This window comes from Brevibacillus sp. HB1.4B (assembly GCF_013284285.1).
GTDB classification, from domain to species: domain Bacteria; phylum Bacillota; class Bacilli; order Brevibacillales; family Brevibacillaceae; genus Brevibacillus; species Brevibacillus porteri.
The window spans coordinates 330,679-348,479 of record NZ_JABSUT010000003.1 but is presented as its reverse complement, the minus strand read 5'-3'; the positions used below and the strand labels follow the sequence as shown (position 1 = coordinate 348,479).

Below are 17,801 nucleotides of genomic sequence, written 5' to 3'. Positions count from 1 at the left end.
CTTTTCTTTGATTGTTTTTTTGCTTAGCCTCTACCGACGATCATCGCTTTGCGAACGCCCGGGATCAGCTGCAAGCTATCCAAAAACTCCGTGCTAGATACGCGAAGATTAGCCATATCGACTGACATGGATATAGTAGCAATCCCTTGAAGTGGTATCGTCTGATTGATGGTCAATACGTTTCCACCTTGATCTGCTACATATGTGAGCACTTTGGACAAGTAACCTGACATGTGATCCAAAGAGAACGTAAACGTCATAATTTTTTCGCTCATCATCGAATTGAACGGAAAAATGCCATCTTTGTACTTATAAAAAGCACTGCGGCTCAATCCCACCCGTTCAACCGCTTCGTTCACAGTATCCACTTCGCCGGATTCCAGCATCTTCTTGGCTTCAATCGTTTTGGCAATCGATTCTGGCAGGATGTCAGATCGAATCAAGTAGAATTTTTCTTCCTTTTTCATGCGTTGTGTCCTCCTGAGAAAAACAGTTGTTTCTTCATAGAGGACATTATAACGGAAAGCATGGAATGTGACAATCCTTATCCGCCACTTTTTTTCATCGGATCACATTTGGTTTACTTTGATTACATGAGGGGGAGCTTCTTCGCGCACAATAATGCGTATCGTATGGAGGAGGTGAAAGACAAATGGCCGGACGTGGAAAGTCAGATAAATCGGAGCGCCGTAACAATCACCCAGCTGGTAAGCCAAGCAGTCTCGAACAGTTTGGCAATGACATGCGTGGCAAAAAGATGGCACAATCCCCAAACGTGATTGAAGATCCAAGCGGAAACGGATAAACAAACACAAAAAACCCGGGATACCATGATCCCGGGTTTTCCTGATTCGATTAGTATGCCAAAGAGGACAGACCGTTGATATGAGTCAAGTAGCGAACGTTACTCGCTTCTTTCATCAAGGTTGCAGGCAGACCTTTCAGCTTCAGTTGGCTTGCACCGATTGTTCCGATCGCGTCTTTACGGCCCAGGCTACCCAATGTACCGGAGAATACCGGTTTGAAGGTATCCATTTTGGTGCCGTTGAAGTGTGCGAAGAGATTGTGACCTACTACTTCGCCCATTTGCCATGCCAGTTGCGCAGTCGGAGGGAATGGACGACCTTCTGGCCCCATTACGACCGCACTGTCACCTGCAAGGAATACATCAGGGTGAGAAGTGGATTGCAGGAATTCTGTAACAGTTGCACGTCCGCGGTTTACTTCCACGCCGCACTCAGCCACTACGCGATTTCCTTGTACGCCACCTGTCCATACCATTGTTTTGGTTTCAATGGTACCGCCATCTTTCAGACAAACTGTGGTTTCTTTCATTTCCGTTACAGGTACGCCTGTCAGGAACTGAACACCGCGTTTTTCCAAACTCGTTTTCGCACGTTCAACCAGGTCAGGAGCAAAACCAGCCAAAATGGATGGACCTGCTTCTACGCAGTAGATGGATACGTCTGCAAAGTCTACGCCGTGTTTGTGGCACAGATTTGGCAACATATCAGCGAATTCCCCAACCAGCTCGATACCGGTCAGACCGCCACCACCTACAACGAAGGTAGCATCTGCTTTATTTTTGCTCGTCTTGTATTCAATCACGCGCTCTTCGAGGTGTGCTCGCAGACGATTTGCTTCTTCTACCGACTTCAGTGTAAAGCTGTACTCTTGCAGACCTGGGATTCCGAAGAATGCGGTTTCACTACCCAGCGCAATCACCAAAGCATCGTATTTGATGGACTCGCCACTCCCCAGTGTAACGCGTTGGGAGTCGAGACCAATATTTTCTACCGTGTCTACTACGAGGTTAATCTCTTTGCCACGCAGCAATCTTTCCAGAGGGAGCGCCACGTTTTGTTCAGACAGGTTTCCTACTGCCAAGCGGTGCAGTTCCGTAATGATTTGGTGAGTAGGAAAACGGTTTACCACCGTGATCGACGCTTCTTCAGCCGTCATGTATTTACGTGCAGTCAATGCGCTGAGCAAACCGCCATAACCGCCGCCTAGAATCAGAATATGCTTCGCCATGCCCAATCCTCCGTCCTTGTCTTACATTCCATAATAAAAAATACTAGCGTTTTTGTTGTTGACGTTCTGCTGATACTTCCAGGAATGCTTGTGCGAAACGCAAAGTTTTTTGTACTTGCGGATCCTTGAGCATTTTGAGAATACCGAACAAACCGATAGTAGACTCTTCAACATGAACACGGTCATTGGCTTCAATGGCTGCTTGCGCAATACCTTTCGCTTTATCAGAGATCGGTTTTACGAACTCTTCCATTCCGCCTTTGATGTCGTCGATCAACACATGATCATTTGCTACTGTTTGTACCAAATCATATGTTTTGGTCAAAAGAGTTGTCAGTTCTGCCAATTTAGGCAGGTTCGCCACCAATACGTTAAGTGACTCTTGGATTTCTGGTTTCATCAACTGATCGAGTACATCTTGTTGCTGCGCTGGTGCCAGAGTTGCAGTGCTTGCTACTTCAGCAGCAGTTTGAGCTTGTTGCGTAGTTGTTTGAGACATAAAAAAAACGTCCTCCTTTGCTTTGGAATAGAGGCCTTTTATTCTCGATGCCTGTTCATACGAGTAACGGCCGCTATTCTCCCTGAAAATCCGGTAAAAAATTGCTTGTAACATTTTTCACAAAGTTAAGCAGAAAACGGATTCGAATAATAAAAAGTGAATGATTTCACAAGTATTTATTCAGGAAAGCGTACACAACAAATCATGAAGTGAACAGGCTCGATGTAGAACTCTATGTACTCTACTATATACCTTCTTCACAGGAACATCAAAGGAAAAAAACCGCTTCCTTAGGAAGAAGCGGTAGTTGAGAGCTTTTTATAGTAATCTTTGATGAGTTCATGGTGCTTTTCATTGATATCCGTAAAGATTAATTCAATGATCGATTGTTTGTCTTGGAACGTTTTTTCCACGATTTTCGCCATCATGACGATCTCCTGCGCTTGCTTCGGTATCTTGAAAGACAAGTGGAGAAAATCGCCCTTCGACACATAACCGTCCGTTCCCAAAACAAGACGGGTAGGAGAAAATTTCAGCAACACTGCCTCGCCTTTTTCTTCGATCGGTCTAGCTCCCATCACCTTGTAAGGGACAGAAATACCGAGATCTGGGGAGATGGGATCCTGCTTGCGCTTTTGTGTAATTTCTACCCCTATACTAATCGGAATCATCCCTAAAAGCTTGATCGGCCAAAGCGTTTGCTCTGAAACTACTTCCAAATCAATGGTATTCACTGCCGCATCCGTTTCCCAACGAATGCGTACAGTTGATCCGAGAAGCTCTGCTTTCGTTTCAGCCTTCATCTCGTAGGAAACTACGAGATAACTGCCCTTTGCATGTTCAACCATAACTTGGACAGGTGTCTTCACCTGCTTGGAGATGATTAGCGGTAGCATCGCACCGCGTTGGAGTCGTTTATCCCCCAAAAATGGGTTCAGTGATGGGACATCAATCATGGTTTTTGTCACTCCACAAAGTCAAACTCTAATTTGCCGATCCGAACGGTATCCCCGTCTTTTGCTCCCAGCTTGCGCAGAGCATCATCTACACCCATAAAGCGCATTTGTCTTGCAAAACGCTGGGCTGCATCATAGCTGGTCAGATTGGTCATGCGTACGAGCTTCTCGATCTTTTCACCGCTGACAACAAATACTTCGTTATCACGCGTAATCTCGAATTCCTCTGGTTCTTTTTCTGCTCGGAACACCACGCGCTCTTCCACTTCCGCAACTTCCTCTACCGCAGGCTTGTCCGGAATCGTCGCCAAGGCATCCCCGATTGCATACATCAATTCTTGTACGCCTTGACGGGTTGCAGCAGAGATCTCGTACACCTTCACATCTGGAACCTTTTCCTTGAAAATACGCAGGTTTTCCTCTGCTTCTGGCAGTTCCATTTTGTTCGCGACTACAATTTGCGGACGATCTTCGAGCTTCAGGTTATACATAGTCAGCTCTCGGTTGATCTGCAAATAATCCTCGTATGGATCGCGTCCATCTACCGCTGCCATGTCAATCACATGAACGATCAAGCGCGTACGCTCTACGTGACGCAGGAATTGGTGACCAAGACCCACACCTTCATGCGCGCCTTCAATCAATCCTGGCAAGTCAGCCATTACGAAGCTCTGCTCGCCCAAGTCCACAACACCCAGATTCGGTGTCAGCGTCGTAAAGTGGTACGCTGCAATTTTTGGCTTCGCCGCTGTTACACTAGACAGCAAGGTGGATTTTCCTACACTCGGATAGCCAACCAAGCCCACATCTGCAATCAGCTTGAGCTCCATGACAATGTAACGCTCTTGACCTGGTTCTCCGTTCTCCGAGATGTGTGGGGCTGGATTCGAAGAGTTGGCAAAACGAATATTGCCTCGTCCACCACGTCCGCCTTTTGCGATCACAGCACGTTGACCCTGCTCCACGAGATCGACAATCACTTCTTTAGTATCATCATCAATGACAGTTGTTCCCGGTGGCACGCGCACGACCATATCTTCCGCGCCAGCTCCGTGCTGAGATTTGTTGCGGCCATGCTCTCCGCGAGGTGCTTTGAAATGTCGTTGATAGCGGAAATCTACCAGTGTACGCAGACCTTCGTCCACGACAAACACGACATCTCCACCTTGACCGCCATCTCCACCCGCTGGACCACCCAGCGGTACGTATTTCTCCCGGCGAAAGGAGACAGCTCCGCTACCACCGTCCCCGCCTTTTACATATACTTTTACCTGATCGACAAACATGGTGTCACCTCTTTCATTCCGCGAATGGGATCACCAAATTCAGGACCCATTCTTCTTCCGTATGTATCCACTCGGTGACCTCCACCGTACTCTGTTCGCTTTTACGTATCAGCTTTTCCAATTCTTCCATTCCGGATGCACGTAGTACACCGGCCAGGTCAAAACGAAAATGAACGCCACGCTCATCCATTTGCAAGCTTACCTGCATGCTGGCTGCTTCGTACCCGCTCTGATCTACATGATCGTTCACTGTGCATAATATCTCTGACACCAACTGGAACAAGTCTTGCTCGTTCAAAACTACTCGCGTGAGATCCACATGATTGCACACGTCTACTTCTAAAAGCAATTCATTGTTCAGTGCATTAAATGTCAAGAAGAAGACGGACAACAAGGAGCTATTCAATCGGGCAACCATCGATTCCTGCATCGCCATCTGTGCAATGCGTTTCAAATGGGCCTCTCCTTGTTCAGTACGGTTCAAATGCAAATAGCCGAGCAGAACCTGAACGTGGTTCAACCAGTCATGCCGCTGCCTGTTCAGAACGGTCAGCAGTTGGTCTGTCTGATGCGTAAACAGCCTCCGCTCGTCCCCCATCACATTCACCCAAGTCGATAAGAATATCTTTCCCATCTATTGTACCATAAAAAAGAGCCGGACAAAAAGAAAACCCAGCTATATCGCTGGGTTTTTCTTAACAAATATTTACGCTTCAGAAGCAACTGGCTCGATCACAACTTGTTTGCGATCACGGCCCAGACGCTTGAAACGAACAACACCATCTGCAGTTGCAAACAGAGTGTCGTCTCCGCCTTTCATTACGTTCGCACCTGGGTAAATCTTTGTTCCGCGTTGACGAACGAGAATGTTACCAGCAGTAACGAATTGCCCGTCGCCACGTTTCACGCCCAGACGTTTGGAAATGGAATCGCGACCGTTCTTTGTCGAACCTACCCCTTTTTTCGATGCGAAAAACTGAAGGTCCAAGTTAAACAGCATGTTCATATCAGACACCTCCCTGCCATTTATGATCATTTACTTTTACGTATTTGCCGTAATTCGCCTCAACCGACAAAAGAGCAATAACCATGCTCTCTGCCAAAAGCTGTTGTTTCTCTCGTGCAGTCTCATCATCCGAAGAAGAAAGGCTCCACTTCAAGAACCCACCGCCTTCTTGTGCGACAGCGACATCAGGAGTGATGCCCGTCAAAGGTTGGATGGCGTTTAATATACCAAAGCTGATGCCTGATACAGCAGAACAAACGATGTCTGCCCCATAGGCACCCGCATTGGCATGTCCGGAAATACTAATTTCATGGATACCGTGCAACGCACGGCTCACGATCACTTCAATCATAACAAGTCACCAATTAAGCGTTGATCTTTTCGATCACAACTTTAGTGAATGGTTGACGGTGACCTTGCTTGCGACGGTAGTTTTTCTTGGCTTTGTATTTGTACACGATAATCTTTGCAGATTTACCGTGTTTTTCTACTTTACCAGTTACCGTTGCACCAGCTACTGTAGGAGCTCCTGCAGTAACTTTGCCGTCTTTGCTTACGAAGAGAACTTTGTCAAAAGTAACAACGTCTCCTTCGTTGCCAGCCAATTTCTCGATGAAGAGAACTGCTCCCTCTTCAACTTTGTATTGCTTTCCACCGGTTTCGATAATTGCGTACACTGTGTGCACCTCCTATACTCAGACTCGCCTTTACAGGTGCGTCGACGAGCGACGGCTTATGTACCTGATTCGTGCGGTTACAGTATGCACGAGGCATATCTGCATGACAACCATTAGGTTATCATAGCTACAATAGCCCAGTCAAGTTATTTCGATTGTAAACGCTCCGCCTCTGCCCGATTTCCGACGTATCCAATTCGAAACTCATCCGGGCTCATCGCAGGAACAAGCTGCTTATAGACATGGACAGGCCATGTGATTGCTTCTGCTTTTTCCCACTCCTCTATCATGTCCAACAATCTTGGCGGCATGTCCACGAGAACAGCCTCCGCATCTTGGCTCTTTGCCAATGCGGTGACTTCGGCGTACATGCGCCGGAACAGCTCGTCTACTCGCCAAACTCTCCCTCGGCCCTTGCATGCCTCACACGGCTCCGTCAGCCGCTCCGTCAGGCTCGCACGCACTCTTTTTCGCGTCATCTCGACTAATCCAAGCGACGTCATCCCGAGGACAGTCGAAGGCACAGGGTCCTTTGCCAGCTCTTGTTTCAATCGCGAGATCACTCGCTCCTTATTGCTCTGCTCTTTCATGTCGATGAAATCAATGATCACGATGCCACCGATGTCTCGCAACCGCAGATGCCTGGAAATTTCAGTTACAGCCTCGAGATTGGTCGCTGTCACTGCCTGCTCCCGCTGTTGCCCTCCTCCACCTGTGAATGAACCGGTATTTACATCGATGACCGTCATCGCTTCAGTCCTGTCGATGACCAAGGACCCTCCACTCTTGAGCGGCACATGTCGATCACGAGCACGAATCAGTTCCGCCTCGACACCCAAATAGTCAAAGAGCGGCTGTTTGCCCTGATACCAACGAAGCTTCTCTTGTACTTCTGGAGCAAAAGCTACCAACGCCGCTTTTACCTGCTGATGAGTCGTCGCACCTTCTACCAACAGCTCATCCATGCCAATTGCCAAGCCATCTCGGAGCGCCATCTCAATCAGCTCTGCATCCTGAAAAATCCGTCCGGTCGAACGGAGTCCATCCGCTGTTCGCAGCATTTCCTGCCAGCGATTGCGCAAATAGACCAGCTCGCTAATGAGTGTCTGCTCTTCTGCTTCCGCCGCTTCCGTGCGCAGAATACAGCCTTCTCCTTGCGCTACTGTCGAAGAGATCACCTGTTGCAGTCGTTTTCGCTTGGTATCATCGGTTATTTTACGAGAAAGCGATATGCTTTCTTCAGTCGGAAGGTATACCAGATACCGCCCCTGCAAGCTGATCTGCATCGTGATTTTTGGCGCCTTCATTTCCAACGCCTCTTTACTCACTTGAACCAATACCTTTTGCCCTACATGAACGCGTTCCGCAATACTTGGTTTCGCTGCTCCACCTGACTCCACACCGACTGTGTCATCTACATACAAATAAGCATTTTGGCCTGTACCAATATCAACAAAGGCAGATTGGATACCAGGCTTCACATCCGCGATTCGTCCCTGATAAATGTCACCAACGCTTGCGTGTGCTCCCACATCCTGTGTACGCCATTCCTGCAATTTCCCGTTTTCCATGAATGCGACGCGGATGCTGCTACCTTGTGCACTAATCGCTACTTGCTTCACTGTTTTCACTCCTTATTCCCCGTGCAAACGTTGCCCAAAAGAAGGATAACCGGGCTCATAGGAAGTAATCTAACATAGCTGCTAAGTCAAGGTAAAGGAGATCATCCATGATTCATGCTGGTGATTTAAAAATAAGAGCCTTATCCCCCGATGATGCCGTTCACTTAGTCAAATGGCTTTCTGACGAGCGCGTTTTGACCTATTATGAAGGTCGCGATCGGCCACATGACGAGTCCCTCGTGCAGCAAAGCTTTTTTCCGGAAGACGACGGTGAAACTCGCTGCCTCATCTTGTACACGGACAAACCGATTGGCTATGCGCAATTTTATCCACTTGATACTCCGGAAAAACAACTGTACGGGTACGTAAAAGACGTCGTTGTCTACGGCATGGACCAGTTCATCGGAGAGCCTGCTTACTGGAATAGCGGTATTGGCACTCAGCTCGTTACAGCCATCCTCCACTATCTCCACAAGGAAAAACGAGTACAAAAAGTAGCGATTGACCCGCAAGCCTGGAATGAACGAGCCCTCCGTTGCTATGAAAAATGTGGCTTTCGAAAAGTAAAAAAGCTTCCTCTGCACGAATGGCACGAAGGAAGCATGCGTGATTGCTGGCTGATGGAATGGACCTCTCCTGCTGATAAGACTAGAGACTAAAGGAGCTTGCCAACTGCGGCGTCGTGCTTTTGCTCAAACAAAAGGGCATACAATAGCTGTTCCTCTGCCAAGAGACCTGCACCTTGCACGTAGAAAAGATGGGAGTATCCCCGCCGCAGCTTGTGTGAGACTGCTAGTACCGTCTCCTCAGGATGCACGCGTATCGCTTGAACGGCAGCTTCTTCTTGCTGCCGATCGTATTTTTCTACAAGAAAGCGAAAAAATTGATAAGGAAACCGCAAAAATGCCTGAATGTTCAATACCAATAAATAAATCCCGATTACTGCTAAGTTGTACTTCAACTCCAAGCTGGACATCCCCACCATGATCCCAGCAAACAGCGTACTCCCCGTCATCGATATCATCGTCGCCTGCCTATACGACATAAACCAGCATAGAACGGCCAACAAGATTCTCCCGCCATCCAACGGCCAAATTGGCAACAGGTTAAACAGCGCAATCGTCAAATTGCTTACCAAGAAAAAGCGGGCCCACTCTTCCGTCCATATCCCCATAAACCAAAACAAGTACGAAGCAGCCATCATCACCATATTTAAGAAGGGTCCGGCGAGTGCCACGACAATCTCATCCATTGGGTCCGTTGCGTACGAGTCTTCCATCGTCGCTACTCCGCCAAAAGGAAGAAGCTGCACTTCTTTTACGGTCCATCCGAGCTCGCGCGCCATCGCTACATGCCCCAATTCATGGATCAGCACGATGACAAACAAGGTAATAACCTCCAAAAAATGGCCTGTCACCACGGACAAGCCGATCACTGCCCAAAATAGCAGGTGAATGCGAAACCGAATGTCAAGCCAGCCTCCCCTATTCAAACGGTATCACTTCCAGGGGATTAACAAATTGCTCATTCACTCTCGCCCCTACATACAAATGACGTGATGTCTGGTCCATTACCCGTGCGGTTCCGATGACTTGACCAGGTTTCAGGACCTCGTCCTTCGTCACCCCTATACTATCGAGATTGCCCAGCCATATCTCCCGTCCTTTGGTTAGACGAACAATCACTGTCGTCCCATAATCAGGCTTTTCTCCGACAAACGCGACCCAGCCAGCTTCTCCAATCATGATTTGATCGTTCATTCCCGTAAGCAGGATCACGTTAGCACTCTCTGGATCATAGGATTTTACGACTTTCCAGCTACTGGGGAGCTTCCACACAGCATTTGCGTCCTTTGTTGTACTCGTGGCTGGGACAGCAGGGGGATTGGTAGGTATCGAAGGAAGCATCGTCGGAATCGGACCAAATCTCGCTTCATACCAGTCCGCTACTCCTGAAAAATTAAAGTCCCGTGTCATGACTTCCCTCGCGGAGCTTTTCCAAGAAGCAGGGATCAGCGTTGTTTGAAACAAAATATAAGCAGCACCAATCAATAAAACAGATGCTAAAATTTGCACGCCCCACTTTTCATGGGACGGTGGCTGTTCCATCATATCTTTCTCACGTGGCGAGTAACTGAATGGGTCTGGCGATTCTTCGATGGGATCTTTCCAATCATCGACGTAGGGAGTATAGCTGTCTCGTGACTGCGTTCGGATTCTTTCCAAACGCTCTCTCCGTCTTTCTTTTACTCGATCTACTCTTTCAAACATGTCCATCCCTCCGCAGGCCAAGCCTTTAGTATCATCCTATGACTTGTCTACCTGCTTTATGACGACCATCGCCGCTCTCCAGCGACCCAGTGTATCGGGTGGAAACACGCAAAAAAGACAGTCTCCCCATTGAGAGACTGCCTTTGAATCTGTCAATTTTACAGTTTTGTTACGCTAGCAGCTTGTGGTCCACGGCTACCTTGAACGATTTCGAACTCAACCTTTTGACCTTCGTCAAGAGATTTGAAACCTTCTGACTGGATTGCGCTGTAGTGTACGAATACGTCGTCGCCACCCTCAACTTGGATGAAGCCGTATCCTTTTTCTGCGTTAAACCATTTTACGATACCTTGTTGCATGAAACAAAACCTCCCTGAACATTACGCCCCACGAGGCGAAAGAGTGTAGCGTTAACCTCTTTTTTACAGATAAGCCTTTTGCGTCAAGGAAAAAAAGTCATACGAATTGCGATTGACAATTGGTGACGTCACTCACAATACGTACGACTCCATACCAATCACTCAAACACTATAACTTGTAAAAATGGTTAACTTAGGATGATTTTAGCATAAATTTTTGCATTTGTCACGCATTTCATGAGTGTACAAAAAGCCTTCTATTCATCACCGGAAAGTGGCGAGAACCAGAAGACTTTTTGAACAACTCCTTAATCAAAACGTAACTTGTCCTTACGCATCCCAATATTGAGCACCACACCAATGATCAGGAAGTTGGTTACAAGCGAGCTCCCTCCGTAGCTAATGAACGGAAGCGGAATACCCGTAATCGGCATCAACTGAATCGTCATTCCGATGTTCTCAAAGATCTGGAAGGTAAGCATCCCTACGACACCTGCGACAACGTAAGAGCCGAACGGATCTTTTGCCTCCATCGCGATGCGGATCATTCGGTAAATCAAGACGAAAAACAAAATCATCAGCAAGCCTGCTCCGACAAAACCCAGCTTTTCTGCAATGACGGTAAAGATAAAATCACTCTCTCCTACCGGCACCCATCCAAAGCTCGCTTGGGTCGGCGTATCAATCCCTTTTCCGAACAATTGCCCAGAGCCGATAGCAATCAACGCTTGCTTGAGCTGGAATCCTCGTCCCATCGGTTCAAGATCCGGGTTCATCCAAAAGAGGATTCGATCCCACTGATACGGCTTGATAATCTTGAAAAAGATATCCTGCTTGTATTCATGCAGCAACGTCATGGCGGCAAAGAAGCTGCCGACCAATCCTCCCATGTACAATACATGCTTCATCCGTATACCACCAACGATTAGCATCGTGGCAAGCATCCCCGTGTAAACCATGGCCGTACCCAAATCGGGCTGAATCAAAATCAAAAGCAATGGTACACCAACCAAGGCCAATACCGGAATCAGCTTATAGAAATAGTAAAACCGATCTGGATCATTTGCCCTCTTAGACAAGAAGCGCGCCACCGTTATGATTGTGAACAGCTTCATCGGTTCAGAAGGCTGAAACAAGACAGGACCAAGGTCATACCAGCTCGTCGTATTGTTAATGGGCCTCGTTTGAAATACCCCGATCAAAAGAATCAGACCGAGTACATATAAGACATAGGCCATGTTGTGGAATAGACGATAGTCAAATAACAATGTCACACCTAGCACAATAAAGCCGATGACATACCAAAGGACCTGCTGATGTGCCTTATCTACACCTGCCGCAGAACCGGAAATCCCCAAATAGCTGAAAATACCCAGCCCTGCCAAAATCAAAATGATGGTCCAGTCAATTGTTTTTAAATGACGTTTTTCCAGGTCCATCCGTTTCCTCCTAGAAAACGTGACTCCCCTCTATAGAAAGAAGGGAGCCAAGTATTACCTATTTTAATCCAAAGAATTTACGCATTTTATGAAACACGCCCGCTTTTTCTTCCAATGGTTGCAATGGAACAGCTTCACCTAAAAGGCGACGAGCCACGTTCCGATACGCAATGGAAGCACGCGATTCGTGATTTATTACAGCCGGCTCACCTTGGTTCGCGGATTTAATGATATGATCATCATCCGGCACGACACCAATTAAGTCAATGGCTAACAAATCCAAAATGTCTTCTACATCCAGCATGTCACCATTTTTCACCATATGGGAGCGAACGCGATTAATGACAAGCTTCGGCATTCCGATTTTTTCTCGTTCTAATAGGCCAATAATCCTATCAGCATCACGAACAGCGGCTTTTTCAGGAGTAGTCACGACGATTGCTTGATCAGCCCCTGCCACTGCATTGCGGAAGCCTTGCTCAATACCCGCAGGACAATCGATGATGACATAATCATATTCCCGCTTCAGTTGCGTAATGATTTCCTCCATCTGCTCAGGAGTTACTGCTGATTTGTCTTTGGTCTGAGCAGCCGGGAGCAATGCCAGATTGTCAAACCGCTTGTCTTTGATCAGAGCTTGCGGCAGTCGGCATGCACCTTCTGCAACGTCTACCAGATCATAAATAATTCGGTTCTCAAGTCCCATGACTACATCCAAATTACGCAAGCCAATATCGGTATCTACCATGCATACTTTTTGTCCCAACAATGCGAGCGCCGTTCCCAAATTGGCGGAAGTGGTCGTCTTACCCACGCCGCCTTTACCGGAAGTTACGACAATTCCAATCCCCACGTCCGTTCCTCCTCTTTCCCTCAACCCTCACGCTTTTTCTCACCCAAATCAGGGCGGATTCGCGACAAGTAGTTCATTTTCGCTACCAGCATGATCTCATTTTCCAGATAGGCAAATTCTGTGCCTCCGGAATTATTCGTCCATTCCTCACCCGGCTTGCTAATCACATCTGCAATCCGCAACTGGGTAGGACTCATGACTGCAGCCGCAATAATTACCTGTGAGTCACCGGAAATACCTGCGTGCGCGTACCCTCTGAGATGACCGAGCACGTAGATGCTTCCTGTACTGCGAACCGTCCCCCCGGGATTGACATCTCCCAATAAAAGCAAATCACCGTCAAACTCCAGTACTTGCCCAGAGCGTACCGTATTTACCTGTATGGAAAAATGGGTTTTCAGGCGTTCAGCCATAGCTTCTTCCCGCGTGATCAAATCAGATTCGATTGTATGGATCACCAGGTTGCCCTTCGTTCGAATAATTTGAGTCAACTGCTCTTGTTGCTCGGGTGAGCAGTATCGTTTTCCCAATTTTATAGATACCCGAATGAGTGGCCCAGACAAAATCTGTTGGTGGCTATGCTCTATTTTTTCACGCATATCGGCCAGCAGTTCGTCGAAGGAACAGGTATCATCCATAAAGAAGACGAGACCCTCTTTCGTTCCTTTGATCGTGACCTTGCTTTTCACAGTCGTCACCGGTTTCACCTCGACCGATACCATTCGCCATGCAGAAAGATTTTTCCTGCTCTGCGTGAAAAAATTGCCGAATTGGGTCAGATGGTGGCATTTTGCAAGAGCTTGACTCCATTATTCTCTGGGGCTTGATTGCCCTGGACAACCATTGTGTTTACTTTGCGGACGTTGGATTTGGCTTTGGAACCCCACCAGTAAGGACACCTGGATTCAGTTCATTGTAAGCTTCGAGCAATCGACGCGAGATCGGACCAGTCGCATCAGAACTGGATGTACCGTCTCTCAAACTGTTCGGCGCAATGACGACGAAAACCAGTTGAGGATTTTCATAAGGCGCAAAGCCGACAACCAGTGCATTTTCCGCTGGCTGCGACGTTTGTGCCGTACCAGACTTGGCTGCAACTGTGAAAGGCAACCCATTGAATCGTTGAACGGTACCACCTGGCTGAGTAACCAGCCGCATCCCTTCTTTTACCACCTGTATATGCTTCGGATCGATATCAACCCGGTTGAGCACTTGTGGTTCAATAACCGAGAGCGTTTGTCCTGGTTTCTTCGGATCGGTAGTTCCTTTGCGAATTTCTTTTACAAGATGTGGGCGTACCCGATATCCTCCATTAGCAATGGTCGATACGTATTGACCCAGCTGCATCGGCGTGAACAGATCGTATTGACCAATCATCACGTCCGCCAAGTTCCCGTAGTAAAGGTTCTGGTTTTCCCAACCGGTATGTTCATTCGGCAGATCCACACCTGTTTTCACACCAAGACCAAACTGGGCGTTGTAGTAATCATAGACAGAGAACTGCTTCTCCCAGCCTTCTTTCCCTTTTCTTGCTAATCGAATCGCCATTTCATACATATACGTATTGTTCGACACCTGCAAGGCACGACGAGCGTTAACAGGTCCATGACCACTTGCCTTCCAGTTGCGTTTATACGTGTTACCGACATTCAAGCCACCTCGGTCATAGATGACTTCGTTCGGTGTAGTCAGCCCCTCCTGAAGCGCAATCATGACAGACAATGGCTTGTAGGTAGAAGCAGGTGGATACGGCGTATAAATGAATCGGTTTGATTCGTTCGGCAAAATAAGCGAGGCGTAATTCTCGTTGAATTTCTTGCGATCGTAATACAGATTCAAATTGTAATCTGGATAACTCGCCATCGCCAATATTTCACCCGTATTCGGATTCATCACCAATACGTGTGCGTCCTTAAATTCTTTTGGTGTAGTCGGGCGCTTCTTGAATGCTTCAAACTCTTCTTTCAAGATGGCCTCTACCTTGCTTTGATAACGCCAATCCATAGCCAAAACGAGATCGTTTCCTGGCTCAGGGGCTTGGCGCATCTTCTTCTCTACCGTCTCCGAATTTTTGTTCACGTGCACTTCCATAATCCCGTTTTTGCCACGCAAATAACGTTCATAGGAGCTCTCCAGACCGGTTACACCTACACGGTCGATCGCGTTGTAGCCTTGCGCCTGATATTCTTTCAAGCTCTCAGGACGAATCGCATTGATGTACCCGAGAAAGTGAGTACCAAATGCCGTACCATCCGGATCTTCGAAAATTTGGCGAACAGGCTCCAGCTCCACACTAATTCCTGGCAGCTCGGTGCGTCGTTCTTCGATCTGGAACATTTCCTGCTCCGTGATGTTGACCTTGACACGCCTCGGAATATAACTAGCCATCTGCGGTGAACGCATCTCTTGCAGCAACGAGAGCTTGTGCCACTGAAATTGGCGTTGCTGCTCTGTCAACGGCAGTTTGATATCCATGTCGAACAACGAAGCATAGCGCAGCAAATCCATGTCAGACTTTTCTGCTAAGCCTCCGGGGGTTGGCAAAACTCCGATCTGATCCTTCACTTTTTTTGCAAGGTCATTACGATCTTCCTTGTCCAATTTCAGAGTGAGGGTCATATTAGCGTTTATCGCCATTTTTAACAGTTCGAAATCCGTAGTATTCGCTTCCGTAATAGCAGGTGTACCCGGCTTGGCAGCATTCAGTTTCTTAATAAGGTCTGCTCTCTCCTTGTCATCAAAAGGAGAACGAACACGCATCCCGAGATACACAGCAGTCTTTACCAGCTCAAAGTCCGACATCTGATCGACAGTCTCTACTTTTGGAACGACTTTTAGCTTCGCCGCAACCTTTGCCTTGAGATCGTTTGTTTCTTGTGCATTGAAAGCAACAGGCAAGGTTGACCTCAGTTCAATCGTCTTCTTTAACAGTTCCTTATCCGTACCAATTTTGCCGCCATCGGGGATGAGGATTTTTGCCAGACGATCCGCGACTTTCTCTTCATCAATGTCCTGCCCTTGTTCTTCAACGTATTGAACGGTGTACACAGGCTTATTCGAAACGAGTACCTCGCCATTTTTATCCAAGATACGGCCGCGAGGAGCGGAAATCGGCAGTTCACGGATACTAAACTTTTCCAATTCATGCTTGTACTGTTCGCCTTCTACCAGTTGCACAAAGGCTAGCCGTAAAATAATGGCGGCGAAGAACAAAAATACAATCACAAACAATATATTGAGCCGAATAGGTATGTCTGTTTTCGGTTCTTTGACTTCTTCCACGAACTCTCCTCTCCTTTGCCCTTACTGCATGTGCATTTCCTTTTTCGCCAGAATCTTGTTGCATACATTCTTGATCGGAAAGTATACCAGTAAGCCAAAAGCGAGATTCAACAACACACTAGGCAAAATTTGATGTGTCAAAATCCATTGAACATCGAAGGGGGCAGCGGAAAACAAGCGGAACAAGGAATACAAAAGCCACTCATGTCCGAATAAAATCAGGAAGCTGGTAATGAAAACCATCCCGAATCCTCTCTGGAACAAAAGAACGATCATCCCTGCAAAGTAGCTGGCCACCATCATGGACATGGTATAGATTCCAATTAGTTGCCCAAACAGGACATCCTGTAAAAATCCGAAGGCGATCCCGTAATACAAGCCCTCGCGCCTACCGAGATACATCGAAATAAAGATGCAGCACACAAGCGCAAACCGGGGTACCGTCATCCAGGACAGACCCCATGTACTAGGTGCAGATACTTGCATCACAGTTCCTTCCAAAACAAACATGACCACTACGCCCAACGTCAATAAAAACCGAGCCATTACTGACCACCCCCGCTAGCAGGTGGAGCCGGAGGCACAGTTGTCTGTGTTTGTGTCTGGCCGGCTGGCTGTTGCGGGATCAATTCACCATTGGGAGCGATTGTAAAATCACGTTCCACAACCATGACTTCATTCAATTGTGAAAAATCAGCGCTTGGCTGGATGTAGGCGGTTTGAGTCAAGCCATAATCATCTGGCTCTACGCGAACAATATAGCCAATCGGCAAATTGCGAGGGACAACTCCTCCCAAACCTGACGAGATCACTTGCTGATCTTTTTTAATCGCTTGTCCCCAAGGGATTTTGCGCATGACGAGCAATCTTTCTTGCGGATCGTATTCTTCAATGACACCACTAATTTGACGGTACACAGGTTTGCCGTCGACTATCTGCTCCGTCAAAATATCCGCTGAGATATGGTCACGTCGCTCATAGCTCGTCAACAATTCAACCGTAGCTGAAAAGTTGGCAACACTCTGTACGCGCCCGATCATTCCTTTGGCTGTAATGACAGCCATATCTTTTTTAATGCCACTTTTTAATCCTTGATCGATGGTAACGACGTTGTTCCATGTATCAGGGTTTCTCGCCACGACTTCCGCAAAGTGAAGGTTGTAAGATTTAAGTGAATCTTTTGCCCCTACCATTTCTCGAAGGCGCTGATTATCTGCTTTGAGTGTGTGCAATTCGGCACTTAGACGGGCGTATTGATCCAAGCTTGCCTTAAGTGCCTTGTTTTCTTCATATACGCCGTACGCTTCTTCAATTTCCTGAAAAAAGCCAGAAACAGCCTGGGCAGGGCGATAGAAAAAACCCTGCACCACGCTGAAGGTATCTTTAAAGAACATTTCTGGCCAGGTCAGGCTAACCCGTTCACGAGAAGTGAAGCCCACGACGGAGATAAGCAGGACCAAGCCTACAAGTACAATGATAAGCCGCTTATTCCCGAAAAACGACATGCCCTACCCTCCG

Annotated in this window: 21 protein-coding genes and 1 other annotated feature; of the genes, 2 read left to right on the top strand and 19 right to left on the bottom strand. The window is 47.4% G+C overall.

All coding sequences use genetic code 11. From position 1 onward, the window contains the following. Positions 1-23: 23 nt before the first annotated feature. Positions 24-467: an ACT domain-containing protein gene (locus tag HP398_RS09545; protein ID WP_017247551.1), complete on the bottom strand. Its 444-nt coding sequence runs from the start codon at positions 465-467 to the stop codon at positions 24-26. A gap of 185 nt (positions 468-652) precedes the next feature. Here HP398_RS09545 and HP398_RS09540 point away from each other — a divergent pair, with 185 nt between their 5' ends. Then, positions 653-805 (top strand): hypothetical protein, encoded by a 153-nt coding sequence (locus tag HP398_RS09540; protein WP_007728640.1) that lies wholly within the window; start codon positions 653-655, stop codon positions 803-805. A 50-nt stretch (positions 806-855) separates the two neighbouring features. Here HP398_RS09540 and HP398_RS09535 read toward each other — a convergent pair whose 3' ends face one another. The 9 genes from HP398_RS09535 to HP398_RS09495 all read right to left on the bottom strand — a co-directional run bounded on the left by HP398_RS09535 (position 856) and on the right by HP398_RS09495 (position 8,080). Beyond that, positions 856-2,034: an NAD(P)/FAD-dependent oxidoreductase gene (locus HP398_RS09535; protein WP_017247550.1), complete on the bottom strand. Its 1,179-nt coding sequence runs from the start codon at positions 2,032-2,034 to the stop codon at positions 856-858. A 43-nt stretch (positions 2,035-2,077) separates the two neighbouring features. Beyond that, positions 2,078-2,533, bottom strand: coding sequence for a helical membrane plugin domain-containing protein (locus HP398_RS09530; RefSeq protein ID WP_173622454.1), 456 nt, complete (start codon positions 2,531-2,533; stop codon positions 2,078-2,080). Positions 2,534-2,823: 290 nt separating this feature from the next. After that, entirely contained in the window at positions 2,824-3,489 is a 666-nt protein-coding gene (locus HP398_RS09525) for a PilZ domain-containing protein (protein ID WP_017247549.1), read from the bottom strand. A gap of 8 nt (positions 3,490-3,497) precedes the next feature. Further along, entirely contained in the window at positions 3,498-4,775 is a 1,278-nt protein-coding gene (obgE, locus tag HP398_RS09520) for a GTPase ObgE (RefSeq protein WP_173622453.1), read from the bottom strand. Between the two features lie 13 nt (positions 4,776-4,788). Next, a complete protein-coding gene (locus HP398_RS09515; protein WP_017247547.1) occupies positions 4,789-5,373 on the bottom strand; it encodes a Spo0B C-terminal domain-containing protein in 585 nt (194 codons plus the stop codon). 108 nt (positions 5,374-5,481) lie between these two features. Continuing rightward, the gene (rpmA, locus tag HP398_RS09510; RefSeq protein ID WP_005832382.1) at positions 5,482-5,775 is read right to left on the bottom strand and encodes a 50S ribosomal protein L27; all 294 of its coding nucleotides are present in this window, start codon (positions 5,773-5,775) and stop codon (positions 5,482-5,484) included. A gap of 7 nt (positions 5,776-5,782) precedes the next feature. Next, positions 5,783-6,133, bottom strand: a complete 351-nt coding sequence (locus HP398_RS09505) for a ribosomal-processing cysteine protease Prp (RefSeq protein WP_017247546.1) — start codon at positions 6,131-6,133, stop codon at positions 5,783-5,785. A gap of 13 nt (positions 6,134-6,146) precedes the next feature. Further along, positions 6,147-6,458, bottom strand: coding sequence for a 50S ribosomal protein L21 (gene rplU / locus HP398_RS09500; protein ID WP_016739197.1), 312 nt, complete (start codon positions 6,456-6,458; stop codon positions 6,147-6,149). Between the two features lie 10 nt (positions 6,459-6,468). Beyond that, positions 6,469-6,547 (bottom strand) — a sequence feature (ribosomal protein L21 leader region). Between the two features lie 57 nt (positions 6,548-6,604). Beyond that, on the bottom strand, positions 6,605-8,080 hold the full coding sequence (locus HP398_RS09495) for an Rne/Rng family ribonuclease (RefSeq protein ID WP_017247545.1): 1,476 nt from the start codon (positions 8,078-8,080) through the stop codon (positions 6,605-6,607). Positions 8,081-8,187: 107 nt separating this feature from the next. Between HP398_RS09495 and aac(6')-35 the strand changes: the two genes are divergently transcribed. Continuing rightward, positions 8,188-8,739, top strand: a complete 552-nt coding sequence (aac(6')-35, locus tag HP398_RS09490; RefSeq protein ID WP_017247544.1) for an aminoglycoside 6'-N-acetyltransferase AAC(6')-35 — start codon at positions 8,188-8,190, stop codon at positions 8,737-8,739. Here aac(6')-35 and HP398_RS09485 read toward each other — a convergent pair. The 9 genes from HP398_RS09485 to mreC all read right to left on the bottom strand — a co-directional run bounded on the left by HP398_RS09485 (position 8,736) and on the right by mreC (position 17,788). Next, entirely contained in the window at positions 8,736-9,572 is an 837-nt protein-coding gene (locus HP398_RS09485) for a M50 family metallopeptidase (protein WP_069850542.1), read from the bottom strand. The genes aac(6')-35 and HP398_RS09485 overlap by 4 nt on opposite strands. Further along, a complete protein-coding gene (locus HP398_RS09480; protein ID WP_173622452.1) occupies positions 9,565-10,350 on the bottom strand; it encodes a M23 family metallopeptidase in 786 nt (261 codons plus the stop codon). The genes HP398_RS09485 and HP398_RS09480 overlap by 8 nt, the downstream gene beginning before the upstream one ends. A 158-nt stretch (positions 10,351-10,508) precedes the next feature. Continuing rightward, a complete protein-coding gene (locus HP398_RS09475) occupies positions 10,509-10,709 on the bottom strand; it encodes a cold-shock protein (protein WP_005832370.1) in 201 nt (66 codons plus the stop codon). Positions 10,710-11,017: 308 nt separating this feature from the next. Next, a complete protein-coding gene (gene rodA / locus HP398_RS09470) occupies positions 11,018-12,148 on the bottom strand; it encodes a rod shape-determining protein RodA (RefSeq protein ID WP_017247541.1) in 1,131 nt (376 codons plus the stop codon). A gap of 58 nt (positions 12,149-12,206) precedes the next feature. Next, complete coding sequence (gene minD, locus HP398_RS09465; protein ID WP_017247540.1) at positions 12,207-13,001, bottom strand: septum site-determining protein MinD; 795 nt, start codon at positions 12,999-13,001, stop codon at positions 12,207-12,209. 20 nt (positions 13,002-13,021) lie between these two features. After that, positions 13,022-13,723, bottom strand: a complete 702-nt coding sequence (gene minC, locus HP398_RS09460) for a septum site-determining protein MinC (protein ID WP_017247539.1) — start codon at positions 13,721-13,723, stop codon at positions 13,022-13,024. Between the two features lie 127 nt (positions 13,724-13,850). After that, the gene (locus HP398_RS09455; protein ID WP_017247538.1) at positions 13,851-16,283 is read right to left on the bottom strand and encodes a peptidoglycan D,D-transpeptidase FtsI family protein; all 2,433 of its coding nucleotides are present in this window, start codon (positions 16,281-16,283) and stop codon (positions 13,851-13,853) included. A 21-nt stretch (positions 16,284-16,304) separates the two neighbouring features. Continuing rightward, positions 16,305-16,829 (bottom strand): rod shape-determining protein MreD, encoded by a 525-nt coding sequence (mreD, locus tag HP398_RS09450; RefSeq protein ID WP_017247537.1) that lies wholly within the window; start codon positions 16,827-16,829, stop codon positions 16,305-16,307. Continuing rightward, positions 16,829-17,788 carry a rod shape-determining protein MreC gene (gene mreC, locus HP398_RS09445; protein ID WP_017247536.1) on the bottom strand — a complete coding sequence of 320 codons (960 nt, stop codon included), beginning with the start codon at positions 17,786-17,788 and terminating at the stop codon, positions 16,829-16,831. The genes mreD and mreC overlap by 1 nt, the downstream gene beginning before the upstream one ends. Positions 17,789-17,801: the final 13 nt, after the last annotated feature.